Annotated in this window: 11 protein-coding genes; 7 read left to right on the top strand and 4 right to left on the bottom strand. The window is 50.5% G+C overall.

Going from position 1 to position 12,971, the window contains the following annotated elements; genetic code table 11:
• The first annotated feature begins 82 nt into the window (after window positions 1-82).
• From G614_RS0105020 to G614_RS0105030, 3 genes are all read left to right on the top strand, one after another.
• The gene (locus tag G614_RS0105020) at window positions 83-937 is read left to right on the top strand and encodes a MurR/RpiR family transcriptional regulator (protein WP_027641073.1); all 855 of its coding nucleotides are present in this window, start codon (window positions 83-85) and stop codon (window positions 935-937) included.
• 207 nt (window positions 938-1,144) lie between these two features.
• A complete protein-coding gene (gene pfkB, locus G614_RS0105025) occupies window positions 1,145-2,047 on the top strand; it encodes a 1-phosphofructokinase (protein ID WP_027641074.1) in 903 nt (300 codons plus the stop codon).
• 21 nt (window positions 2,048-2,068) lie between these two features.
• Window positions 2,069-4,066: a PTS fructose transporter subunit IIABC gene (locus G614_RS0105030; protein ID WP_027641075.1), complete on the top strand. Its 1,998-nt coding sequence runs from the start codon at window positions 2,069-2,071 to the stop codon at window positions 4,064-4,066.
• Between the two features lie 182 nt (window positions 4,067-4,248).
• Here G614_RS0105030 and G614_RS0105035 read toward each other — a convergent pair whose 3' ends face one another.
• The 4 genes from G614_RS0105035 to G614_RS0105050 form a co-directional block, all read right to left on the bottom strand.
• Window positions 4,249-5,076 (bottom strand): M28 family peptidase, encoded by an 828-nt coding sequence (locus tag G614_RS0105035; protein ID WP_027641076.1) that lies wholly within the window; start codon window positions 5,074-5,076, stop codon window positions 4,249-4,251.
• Window positions 5,077-5,086: 10 nt separating this feature from the next.
• Entirely contained in the window at window positions 5,087-5,452 is a 366-nt protein-coding gene (locus G614_RS26820) for a YhcH/YjgK/YiaL family protein (protein ID WP_044917429.1), read from the bottom strand.
• A 51-nt stretch (window positions 5,453-5,503) separates the two neighbouring features.
• Window positions 5,504-6,283: an SDR family NAD(P)-dependent oxidoreductase gene (locus tag G614_RS0105045; protein ID WP_027641077.1), complete on the bottom strand. Its 780-nt coding sequence runs from the start codon at window positions 6,281-6,283 to the stop codon at window positions 5,504-5,506.
• A 73-nt stretch (window positions 6,284-6,356) separates the two neighbouring features.
• Window positions 6,357-7,094, bottom strand: coding sequence for a GntR family transcriptional regulator (locus G614_RS0105050; protein ID WP_044917430.1), 738 nt, complete (start codon window positions 7,092-7,094; stop codon window positions 6,357-6,359).
• Between the two features lie 488 nt (window positions 7,095-7,582).
• Here G614_RS0105050 and G614_RS0105055 point away from each other — a divergent pair, with 488 nt between their 5' ends.
• From G614_RS0105055 to G614_RS0105070, 4 genes are all read left to right on the top strand, one after another.
• Window positions 7,583-8,296, top strand: coding sequence for a GntR family transcriptional regulator (locus G614_RS0105055; RefSeq protein ID WP_027641079.1), 714 nt, complete (start codon window positions 7,583-7,585; stop codon window positions 8,294-8,296).
• A 157-nt stretch (window positions 8,297-8,453) separates the two neighbouring features.
• On the top strand, window positions 8,454-9,848 hold the full coding sequence (locus tag G614_RS0105060; RefSeq protein ID WP_027641080.1) for a hypothetical protein: 1,395 nt from the start codon (window positions 8,454-8,456) through the stop codon (window positions 9,846-9,848).
• Window positions 9,849-10,015: 167 nt separating this feature from the next.
• Entirely contained in the window at window positions 10,016-12,154 is a 2,139-nt protein-coding gene (locus tag G614_RS0105065; RefSeq protein WP_027641081.1) for a hydantoinase/oxoprolinase family protein, read from the top strand.
• Between the two features lie 6 nt (window positions 12,155-12,160).
• On the top strand, window positions 12,161-12,958 hold the full coding sequence (locus G614_RS0105070) for a hypothetical protein (protein WP_027641082.1): 798 nt from the start codon (window positions 12,161-12,163) through the stop codon (window positions 12,956-12,958).
• Window positions 12,959-12,971 lie beyond the last annotated feature (13 nt).

The raw sequence follows: 12,971 nt of genomic DNA on the forward strand, positions 1-12,971 counted from the left end.
CGAAGAACAACTTTTATTTTAAAATTTTGTGTGCTATATTTAAATCATGAAATATATTTACATGAGACAGGCGGATTATGATATGGGAGAGACACGAAGCGCGTTGGGAGTCATCTGCTCCTCCTATGATGAATTTTTTGAAGCAGAGAAAAAGATAGCGGATTACATGATGGAGCATAAGGCGGAAGTGGTGGATATGACAGTGGGCGAGCTGTCCAGGGCCAGCGGGACCAGCGATGCCACCGTATCCCGTTTCTGCAGGCGGTGCGGCTTCAAGGGATTCCACAGCCTGAAGCTGGCATTGGCCAGGGAGGTGCTGGAAGAAGAACAAAAGGACAGGAATGTGTCCAATGACATTGACCGCGGCGATCTGCGGCAGTCCCTTCAGAATATATTGGCCAACAAGGTGGCCGAGCTGACAGAGACCGTGAACATGATGGACCCCGCCAATCTGGAACATATCCTGGACAAGCTGGAACATGCCCGAATGGTGCAGCTGGCAGCTGTGGGCAATACCATTCCCGTGGCGCTGGACGGCGCTTTTAAATTCAACCAGCTGGGGATACCGGCTGTGGCAGGGGATATATGGGAAACGCAGACAGCCTATACCTTTAACCTGGGACAGGAGGATGTGGTTATGGTCATATCCAATTCAGGAAGCTCCAAGCGTCTCCAGACACTGGCGGAGGGGGCAAGGGAAAACGGATGCACGGTCATCCTCATTACTAACAATGGAAATTCACCTTTGGCCAGGATATGCGACTACAAGATTGTCACTGCCACCAGGGAAAAACTGCTGACAGAGGAGTTCTGGTTTTCCAGGGTGACGGCTACGGCAGTCATGGAGATACTGTACCTTCTGCTGATGGCCGGTATGAAGGGATCCGTGGAGCATATACGTCGTCATGAAAAAGCCATATCGCCGGATAAGAAATGACGCAACGCAGTACTAACGATAAAATAGAAAATAATGCACAAAAAACAGACGGCTTTTTACGAAAACAGGCCGTCTGTTTGTATATTGCGACGAAAAAATGCGTGAAATTAATTTTCTTATAAAATACTATTGACGAAAATTCAGTATCGTATTATGATAGAGACAAGATAAGAAATAAATTTTCATGAGAGGGCGGTGCAGAGATATATGATTTACACAGTAACATTTAATCCGGCACTGGACTATGTGGCGGCAGTAGAACATTTCACATTGGGAAGTGTAAACCGGACCATCAGAGAAAACATCTTTTACGGAGGTAAGGGCATCAATGTTTCGGCTCTTTTGGCAAACCTGGGATACAGGAGTACGGCCCTGGGATTTATAGCCGGGTTCACGGGCCGGGAGATTGAGCGGGGAGTCAGGAGCCTGGGCTTTGACTCTGATTTCATCCAGGTGGAGAAGGGCATGTCCCGCATCAACGTAAAGCTGAAGTCCGACCAGGAAAGCGAGATTAACGGCATGGGACCGGAGATTACAGCCGGCGATGTGGAGCAGCTTTTTCAGAAGCTTTCCTATTTAATGAAAGGGGATGTGCTGGTCCTTTCCGGAAGCATACCGGCTGCCATTGACAATGACATCTACCAGAGAATCATGGAACGCCTGGACGGCAGGGGAATCCGCATGGTAGTGGATGCGGAGAAGGATTTGCTCCTAAAGGTCTTAAAGTACCATCCATTCCTCATCAAACCCAACAACCATGAGTTGGGACAGATGTTCGGGCTGGAGCTTAAGACAGAAGAGGAAATCATTCTCCATGCCAGGAAGCTTAGGGAACAGGGAGCGGTGAATGTACTGGTATCCATGGCAGGAAACGGAGCCATACTGGTAGCAGAGGACGGCAGCGTACACCGCCAGGGAGTTGCCAGGGGAACCGTAAAGAATTCCGTTGGAGCAGGGGATTCCATGGTGGCAGGATTCATAGCCGGATACCTGGAAAAAGGGGACTATGCATACGCTCTGAAGCTGGGAACAGCCTGCGGCGGCGCTACTGCATTTTCCGACGGCATTGGAACAAAAGATGAAATTATGAGACTCTTAAACACACTTTAATCAGTCAGGAGGGGCGCATTTATGCGGATTACAGAGTTATTAAAAAGTGAGAGCATTGAGCTGGGCGTAAAGGTTTTGGGTAAGGAGGAGGCCATCGACAGGTTGGTATCCCTGATGGATGCAGGCGGAAGGCTTAAGGACACCGCCGGATACAAGGAAGGCATACTGGCAAGGGAAGCTCTGGGCAGCACGGCCATCGGTGAGGGAATCGCCATTCCCCACGCAAAGGTAGAGGCAGTGAAGGAGCCCGGACTGGCAGCCATGGTGGTTCCTGAGGGCGTTGATTACGACGCGTTTGACGGTTCCCTGGCAAATCTTCTGTTCATGATTGCGGCGCCTGCTGAGGGAGCAGACGTACACCTGGAGGCATTATCCCGCCTGTCTACCCTGCTTATGAATCCTGGATTCAAGGAAGGGCTTATGGGGGCAGCGGATAAGGATGAATTTTTACGCATCATCGATGAGGCAGAGGTAGAGCGTTTTGGGGCGCTTGAGGGAGAGGCGGGCCAGGATGCGAAGGCGGATGCCAAGATGAGTGCCAAGACAGACGCGAAGGCGGGGGCCAAGACAGATGCACAGGCGGGTGCAGAAGCAGGTTCCTCCTCCGGTTACCGGGTTCTGGCTGTTACGGCCTGCCCCACCGGCATTGCCCACACCTACATGGCGGCTGAGAACCTGGAGAATACGGGAAAGAAGCTGGGGATTGCCCTGAAGGCTGAGACCGACGGTTCCGGCGGAGCCCAGAATGTGCTCACAAGGGAAGAAATCGCAGCGGCGGATGCCATTATCATTGCTGCTGACAAGAACGTGGAGATGGCCAGGTTTGACGGAAAGCCTGTCATCATGGTCCCTGTAGCCGACGGTATCCACAAGGCCGAGGAACTGATCAAACGGGCAGTGGACGGCACGGTGCCGGTGTACCATCACACAGGAGCCGCGGGGGGAGAGTCCGTGTCAGAAGGCAATGACAGCATTGGGCGAACCATCTACAAGCACTTGATGAACGGCGTATCCCACATGCTTCCCTTTGTCATTGGCGGAGGTATCCTGATTGCCCTGGCGTTCCTGTTTGACGATTATTCCATTAACCCGGCCAACTTTGGAAAAAATACGCCACTGGCAGCCTATCTTAAGACTGTGGGCGAGCAGGCATTCGGAATGATGCTTCCTATCCTGGCTGGCTTCATCGCCATGAGTATTGCGGACCGTCCCGGCCTGGCAGTGGGACTGGTGGCAGGACTGATTGCCAAGATGGGATCCACCTTTGCCAACCCGGCAGGGGGCGATGTGAACGCAGGATTCCTGGGCGCTCTGTTTGCGGGCTTTGTAGGCGGATATATCGTGGCGGGCTTAAGGAAGCTTTTCTCCAAACTGCCAAAGTCACTGGAAGGCATCAAGCCGGTGCTTCTCTATCCGGTTATCGGTATCTTCCTGGCAGCAGTGGTAACCACATTCATCAACCCATATATGGGTATGATTAACGACGGCCTGACCCGTTTCCTGAACGGAATGGGCGGCACCAGCCGGATCGTGCTGGGTATGGCTTTAGGCGCCATGATGTCCATTGATATGGGCGGTCCGTTTAACAAGGCAGCTTATGTGTTCGGAACCGCACAGCTGGCGGAAGGCAACTTTGAGGTTATGGCAGCCGTCATGGCAGGCGGTATGGTGCCTCCGATTGCCATTGCCCTGTGCACCACCTTCTTTAAGAAGAAATTCACGGCAAAGGAGCGTCAGTCCGGTATTGTCAACTATGTGATGGGACTGTCCTTCATCACAGAGGGAGCCATTCCCTTTGCAGCCCAGGACCCGCTGCGCGTGATTCCTTCCTGTATCATCGGTTCCGCCATCGCAGGAGGACTTTCCATGGCATTTGGCTGTACCCTCAGGGCGCCTCATGGAGGTATTTTCGTCCTTCCCACCATCGGAAATTCCTTTATGTATCTGGCTGCGGTAGTTGTGGGAGCAGCGGCCGGATGCGTGATTCTGGGGATGCTTAAGAAGAACGCAGTGGAATAGAGGAAAATAAGATATGCGGTGCTGCGGCTGACAGGGGAGACGGATGGGCGGCAGTACCGGAGCCAACAGGGGAGTATTTGGTCATATAAATATAAGAGTATAAATAATATCCGCATTAAAAAGCAGTCCCGGTTTCTTGGCCGGGGCTGATTAAGAAAACTAAAAAATGGTGCAGCCGGTTCCTAAAGAAGCCCGAGCCGTTTTTTCACAGCAGGCGGGGCCGTCACTCCTTCCAGGAGATACTCATAGACCTGCATCATGGCATCTTCCTCCACGTACTGTGGATTGTCGCGGTAGCCGCCGTGCATGGTGGTTATGACTTCCATCTGTTCCAGCATCATATCAAACTCAGGGGGGCGGCCAAGAAAGCCGTCGCCATAGGTGGCTATGGCCTTCAGGTACTGGATATCCCACCGGGGGACCACACACAGGCTCATGGTGGGGATCCGGCTGCCTGCAAAGGAGACCTCATCGCTTTTGGGAAGGTATTTTAATACCTGTCCATTGTGCTTGTCCAACAGGGCTTTGTCACAGAATGGGCGCAGCACAGGCCTGGTCTCATGGCCCTTGCCGCAGATGGCAATGGTATCACCGAATCCGCACACATCCAGATTGATGATTCCTGTAATGGCGGACTTATCCATCTGTGCGGCGTAGAACCTGCTTCCCGCGTTGCCGTTTTCCTCTCCGTCAAAGAAAGCAAAGCGGGCGGGAAGATTCCTCATTTTTAATTCCTTTGCAAGGGCAATGAGGATACACAGGGATGCCGCGTTGTCATTGGCCCCAAAGCTACCGGGCACCGCGTCATAGTGGGCGCAGAACAACAGGCAGGGAGTTTCCTGCCAGGGGGTCAGGAGGTAATTAGCCACGCCTCTTGGATTCTTAAAGCTGGCTTCCTCCTCCTGGAGGGTGTAAGAAAGCCCCTCGGCTTCAAGCGCCTGCACCAGTGCCTGGCGGCGCTGGTCGGGGTCCTTTTGGGCGAGGGCTTCCAGATGAGTGATCATATCCATAATCAAAACCTCAGTTTTCTGCCACGGGGGCGCAGGCGCTCATGGCAACCTTAATCACGATCTTGCGGATCGGCGCAGGGGAAGCTCCTGTCTGGACAGCCGGAATATGCACATCCCATGGAAAGTAAACAGCATAGGTCCCGGGAACCATCTCAATGGTACCTTCCGGGGCATTGGGATTGTTGCGGTAAAACAGGATGTCCCTTGGCGTGTCGAGAAGGTCCTCATCCACCAGGTTTGTCTGGTCATCATTATAATATCCCGCCCGCTCCGGTCCGCCGGCAGCCAGGAACTGGACATCTATGTTCCTTCGGTGGATTTCCGGCCTTAAAGTTTCGCGGGGAGCGGTGTTTAAGTCCAGGACCTGAAGTATCATGGGGACGCCGCCCCCTTGTTATAAACAGCCGGCGGCCTGTCCCGGCGCCTTTTACTGCATGGATGTAAGTCCGCCGTCCACGGCCAGTACCTGTCCGCTTACGAATTCCGCCGCGTCACTGCAAAGGTACAGGGCCGCTGCCGCAATATCCCGTTCCTGTCCGATGCGGCCCAGGGGGATCCGGTCCGTCAGCTTTTTGCAGAAAGCCGGATCGTCCAGCTGGAAAGAATTGATGGGGGTGCGGACAAAGGTGGGGGCGATGGCGTTGCAGGTGATCCTGTATTTGCCCCACTCACAGGCCAGCTGTTTGGTGTACATGTTCACAGCGCCCTTGCTGGCGCAGTATGCGATATAGTTTTCCGTGGTCCCGATCAGGCTCTTGACAGAGGAAAGGTTGAGGATCCTGCCATAATTTCTGGGGATCATAAAGCGCTTTCCAATCGCCTTTGTTATCAGGTGAAGCCCTTTTACGTTCAGTCCCATGACCTGGTCAAAGGCTTCCTCCGTGTAGTCCTCAGCAGGCAGAAGACGGTTCATGCCCGCGCTGTTTACAAGGATATCCAGAGTGTCCAGCTGTTCCTCGATCTCATTTAACATATTGTCAATGTCTGACTGTTTCTGGATATCACAGCGTATGGAGAGGAACTTTCTTCCTGCCTGGGCCGCATAGTCAGCCAGGCCGGCCGCCTTTTCCGGATGGCCGCCGCACACAGCCACATTAGCTCCCTGCTGTAAAAAGGCCAGGGCAATGGCGCTGCCAAGTCCGCCCGTTCCTCCTGTGATCAGTGCAGTCTTGCCCTCCAGGGAAAATAAATCCCTATAATTTTCCATATCACATACCTCCTGGTTATGAGCACTTAGCGCCTGTCCTGCAGGCGCTAAAGCGCGGTCAATGTTTTGCAGATCAGGACGCGGCATCACTGCTGCCGCAGATAAAATATTCCGGGTTATGCTGCTTTAAAGGCGGGAGCAGAAGCAGCATCCTGGACATGTGATGGCTGTAGATCAGGCAGGCCTGGTCATTGTCCCTGTTGGCCAGGGCATCGGTCAGGTTGGTGAGCTCACACAGGAAACCTTCCGCCACAGCGGAACTGCTGGTGGCCAGGTATAAGAGCCGATGCAGGTCCATATCTACCTTTTGCAGGGATTCCCATACCAGGTCCATGTCCCCGGCCAGTATATAGAGCTGGTGATAGTAATCAGACAGCAGCCTGGGGGCCTGGTTTAGGTTGCCCTGGTAAAGATAGTCGTCCAGCTGGCTAAGGTTGTAATACAGGGATTCCAGATCATTTTTCTTCACATTTTTTATAAAGATGGTGTGAAGCATGGAGGTGCCCAGCTTTGTGTGAAGCCAGATGGCGTGCTCAATCCGTTCTGAGTCGATCCTGGATACAAAGGCCCCTCGCTGGGGAATGATGTCTACCAGGTTCTCCCTGGACAGTTTGGTAAAAGTATCGTGTACAGGCGTACGGCTTACATTTAAAGAGGAAGCCAAGGCTATTTCGTTCATCTTCTGCCCCGGAGGAAGAAACAGTTCCAGTATGCAGTTTTTAATCACGCGGTATGCATACTGGCGGGCATCCTCTGATGGGCGGCGCGCGATCATACGGCTGTTAGGGTCATTAAAGGGAAGTAGTGACATAACGATCACCTTTCTTATATTCTGCGAAAAATCAAGTCGGTTCAGGTGCGTATTCCATTGGTAATCAATGGCACATATCAAATTATAGCATAAAAGGACAGGTTTGATAAGAATGCATTTCCATTATTTAAAACATTGGAGCAGAACGTGAAATATGTAAATAAGTTCCAATTCAAACTTGTATGCAATTTCTCTCATTGCATTTTTTAATATAAATATTATCATTATTTGTGCAAAAAGCAACTAATAAATAAAAACAATGACAAAAATCATGGGTAAAATGTCAAAAATTGTGTTGCACTCGTGAGAAAAATATGTTACCTTGTATATGTCTTGAAAATAATACAATCCATTTTAAACCGTTATTTCCGCAGCTGATATGCAATTTTAAGTCAAACTGGTATGCAAAAGCGAAAATAACTTGTATGCAATCCTGGCAGACCCCCGTGACAGGCAGGGGGCGAAGCGGGCAGAGAGGGGATGAAAGTATGCCTGAGGTAAAAGACAAGATTCTGAAAGTCGATTCCAGAAATGAGATTTATAATTTTCTGCGCAATCAGATACTAAGCCTGGCCATCGAACCCGGTGAGATGCTCAGTGAGAATTCCCTTTCCTCCCAGATGAGCGTAAGCCGTGCCCTTGTAAGAGATGCACTGGCCCGGCTGATCGAAGAGGGCTGCATAGTGGTGTATCCTCAGAGGGGGACTGTGGTCACTATGATCAACCCTGAGCGGATCAAACAGTCCGTGCACACCCATATTGTTCTGGAGCAGGCGGTTATTGAGGAAATCTGCAGACAGGGGCTGACCACGGAGCAGAGGGATGCCCTGGAACAGACCCTTGCAAAACAAAAGGAGATCACAGGGGATAATGAGGTGCTGGAACTGCTGGCAGCGGATGAACATCTGCGCTACCTGCTGTCCACCTTTTGCGGCAAGGAGCATATATGGGATTATTTCAGGACAATGGACTGTGACCTGATGCGGGTCAACTATCTCCAGTACAGCACCTTTAATTTTAAGGTCTACATGTCATCCCTGACCAGGTGGGAACACACCCAGGTGGAAGGGCGCCTGCTTGTTGACAACATAATGCGGAGGGATGCGGAGGCAGCTTCCCTGATCTGTTCCAACCATTTCAACACAATTCTCTGGAACATGGATACACTCCAGGGGATCTATCCACAGTTCTTTTCCACATAAGGTCAGAGCGTGCCGATCTGGATGGAAATATATTTATTACATAATGAAGGGAGATGAGTTCAGAATATCCTGATGTTTTGAGAGAGAAGGGGACCTGAAGCAACAGGGAAAGCAGTTTCACGTGTAGGAAAATAAAAAAGATATGAGGAGGAATACCATGGAATACGTTATTGGTATAATTTTGTTACTTTCTTTCTTCGGCTTGGCATACTACTGTATCAAGGGCCACAATCTGATGATCGGATTCTTGATGATTACCGTTATCTGGACCGTTCTGCCGCTGGTGGGAACCATGTTTGCCAGCCAGGCATTCATTGAAGCTAACCCGGTTCTGCAGTTTGGCGAAGGCACAGACACAAAGCTGGTATTTATCCTGAACAAGATTTTCCAGAGTGCTCCTGAAGGCTGGGGTACCACACTGGTTAATGTTTGCTGGGGGGCATGGTTTGGACGTGTCCTGATGGATACCGGTATTGCATCTACTCTGATCCGTAAGACCGTTGAACTGGGCGGAGATAAGCCAATGGTTACCATCGCGCTGTTAAACATAGTAACAGCACTGATCTTTACCGCTATGACCGGCGCTGGCCCTGTTATCGCTATCGGCGTTATCGTACTTCCTATTTTGATGTCTCTTGGCGTACCCAAGGCAATCGCAATGTTCTCTTTCATGGGATCTGTTGCAGCGGGTATCTACCTGAACCCTGTTAACTTTGCGCAGTACCGTGCATTCTATATTACTCCTGATGAGATGCCTGAATTCACACTGGGATGGTATGCAGCTCACTGGGGTTATGCAGCACTGATCATCATGCTGGTGGCAACCACTGTACTTGCTGCTGTTTATCTTAAGAAGTCAAAGACAGTTTATTCATGGGCAGCTCAGAGCCGCAATTCCTCTCCTGACCAGAAGAATGCACCAATGTATACATTGATCCTCCCAATCGTACCGGTTGTACTGAAAATTTGGCTGGATTTCTCCGTTATCGGCGGATTCATCATTGCTGGTTTCCTGGCCCTGTTCCTTTGCGGCAGGATGAAGGGATCCTTCAAAGAGAACTGTCAGCTGGTAAACAAGCTGTACTATGATGGCGTGGTTGATACCGCTCCGCTGGTAGGCTTCCTTCTTACACTGCCTATGTTCAATCAGGTTGCTACATATGCATCTCCTTATTTCAAGGCGATCTTAGGAAATGTAATGCCTAAGAGCGAACTGGCTGTTTGTGTAATATTTGCTGTACTGCTTTTCATGGGCCTGTTCCGCGGACCTATGACACTGGTTGGCTGCGGTGCTGCTACACTGGGTGTGTTATCTAACGTTGCATCCTTCTCAGTACCATTCTTATACGCCGTATTTGCCATCCCAACCATCACTGTTAATATCGGAAGCTGTATCACCCAGTCATGGGTTGCATGGGGTCTTGCTTATACCAAGGTAGAATCCAGAGACTTCCTGAAACTATCAATTCCAAACTCTTACCTTACAGGTGTGATCCAGTACATTGCTGTATTCTTCCTGTTAGGCGGACTCGGAGCTGCTTGGTTCATCTAAGATTTGACAATGAATTTCTCTTAAAAAATAAAAGAATATTCTGTATAACCGGGCGTACATCATGTGCGCCCGGATATCTCCCGACAAATGTTTCGTTAAAGTAGTAATAAAAGTCCACGCTCATAAGGATCTTGGAAAAGTATTGTAGAGTGAAAGGAATGGATAATATGGCAGAGCGTAATCATAGAGCTGTTCGTATGGGGATTGACGTTGGTGGAACTTACACCAAGTGCGTTGCAATGGATAATGAGTCCCATGAAATTATTGGAAAAAATCAGGTTAAAACCACACATGATGATAAAAGTGGCGTTGCTGCCGGTGTTGTAAAGAGTTTTCAGAATTGTATGCGCGAGAACAACATCGCACCAGAAGATGTTGTGTTCGTTGCCCACTCTACCACTCAGGCTACCAACGCTTTTATTGAAGGCGACGTGGCAAGTGTCGGCGTGGTCGGCGTTGCAGGCGGCGGCCTGGAAGGATTTCTGGCAAAGCGCCAGCTGGCCCTTAAAGACATTGTTCTGGATGAAAAGGTTGGCAGGATGATCAAGGTATACAATACCTTTATCAAGAAGAAAATGCTGACAGAAGATGTGATCAACCAGAATATTGATGAATTACTGAACCAGGGCGCACAGGTAATTGTTGCCTCCATGGCCTTTGGTGTGGACAGTATGGATGAGGAAATGATGATCCATGGCTGTGCGGAGAAGAAAAATGTGCCAGTTACCATGGCTTCTGATATTACAAAGCTGTACGGACTTACCCGCCGTACACGTACTGCAGCGATCAATGCATCCATCCTGCCAAAGATGATGATGACAGCCAATGCAACCGAGTCATCTGTACGTGCGGCAGGCGTTACCGTGCCTCTGATGATCATGAGAGGCGACGGTGGCGTTATGGAGATCAGTGAGATGCGTAAGCGTCCTATCCTGACAGCACTGTCAGGACCGGCTGCTTCCGTTATGGGTTCCCTGATGTATCTGCGTGCTTCCAATGCAATCTACTTTGAGGTGGGCGGAACCACTACCAACATCGGTGTGATCAAGAACGGCCGTCCGGGTGTTGACTATGCCAAGATCGGAGGACATGACACTTACATCAGTTCCCTGGATGTGCGTATCCTGGGCTGCGCAGGCGGTTCCATGGTGCGTATCAGCGACAAGGCAGTGGTGGACGTTGGTCCCCGTTCTGCACATATTGCAGGCTGTGAGTATGCATGCTTTACTCCTGAGGAGGAGATTGAGGATCCGCAGATTGAAATGGTAAGCCCTAAGCCAGGGGATCCAAACGATTATGTGACCATCCGTTTAAAGAATGGAAAGCGTATCTGCTTTACCAATACATGTGCGGCTAACGTGCTGGGTCTGATCGAGGAGCAGTACTTTGCTCACGGCAATGCCAATGCAGCCCGCAAGGCCATGCAGCCCGTAGCGGATAAACTGGGCATTACAGTAGAAGAGCTGGCTACCCAGATTCTGGATAAGGATTTTGAAAAAGTAAATGCATGTATCAATGCTCTGGCAGAGAAATATCAGCTTGATCCTGAGAGCATGAAGCTGGTAGGCTGCGGCGGCGGAGCAGCATCCCTGGTTCCCTACTGCGCGGGAAAGATGGGACTTCAGTACAGCATTCCTGAGAATGCGGAGGTTATCTCCTCCATCGGCGTTGCCCTTTCCATGGTACGTGACGTGGTTGAGCGTGTGATCCCCAATCCTTCCCGGGATGATATCAGGGAGCTTAAGAAGGAAGCGGCTGATATGGCTGTAAGCTCCGGCGCATCACCGGATACGGTTGAAGTCCATATCGAGATCGACAACCAGACCGGTAAGGTAACTGCCATTGCAACCGGTTCTACGGAAGTTAAGACCACGGATCTGTTAAAGGAATGTGATGAGGCAGAGGCGTGTGAGCTGGCCACCCAGGATTTTGGACCAAAGGTAAGCCAGATCGCACTGGCGGAGATGACTGATAAATTCTATGTGTACCAGGGTCTGCGTGATGACAGGCATCCGCTGCGTATTGTTGATAAGAAAGGATTTATCAAGGTTCAGTGCTCTAATGGTAATGTTGTGAAATGCAAGGTCGCAGATTACAGGGATGTGGTTGAGCGGATGTGGAAGGATGAGGCTGTGTTTAAGACCGATACGGTCATAAGACCTGACTTCTTCGTATGTGTGGGACCGCGTGTAGGCGATTACAGTGCAGTTGACCTGGATCAGATCTACCTGTTGATGGATCTGGATCTGGGTGACAGGGAACCTGATGAGGATATCCTCATCGTGGCATCAGTGACGGAGATTTAATTTATTATGAACAAGGAAGAGTTTCAGAAAGCTTTAAAGCCCATAACAGACGGGCTGTTCGGAAAACAGGGGACGAAACGCTATGAGCGTCCCCATTTTCCGCTGCGGCCTCTGGAACGGATGCTGGAGGACCTGGCCGCCATCCGGCCGGTGGAGTGGTTCCGGTATGTGTTCTCAAGGGAACCGTTAAATGGAAAATTTACGGATGAGCAGCGCCGCAGCTGGATGGAGCAGGCCCTGGCCTGCGGGCAGGAATATGCCCGAAAGGTGATGGAGGAGTACAAAAGCTCCGATCCTGAGGTGATAGCAAAGGCCATGGGCATGAAGGTGTCCTATCCCACCTATCCGGAGAAGACGGACCGGGTGCTCTTTGCCGAATACCGGGTTCCGGACACCATATGCATCTACATGGATGCGGTGAAAAAGGCAAAGAAATTCCTGGAAAAGCCGGAAATCAGAGAGATCCTGACGGACAGGCTGAACATAAGCAGGCTTTTGCTGGCCCATGAGATCTTCCATAATGTGGAAGAAAAATATAAGCACGAAATATATACAAAGACCGAAAAGATCAGGTTGTGGTCTCTGGGTCCTGTGCACAATGACTCCACCATCATTGCACTCAGCGAGATCGCGGCCATGGCATTTGCAAAAGAGATAACAGGCATTCCCTATGCCCCCTATGTCATGGACGTGTTTCTTGTATACGGCTATTCCCCCGAAGAAGCCAGCGGCCTTTATGAGGAAATGATGGAGTTTGCAGGACTTGAGCCATGCGCGCCTGAACAGGCGCCTGATCTGGAATGATCCGGAACAAGTA

The sequence above is a fragment of the [Clostridium] clostridioforme AGR2157 genome (genome assembly GCF_000424325.1).
Lineage (GTDB): Bacteria > Bacillota > Clostridia > Lachnospirales > Lachnospiraceae > Enterocloster > Enterocloster clostridioformis_A.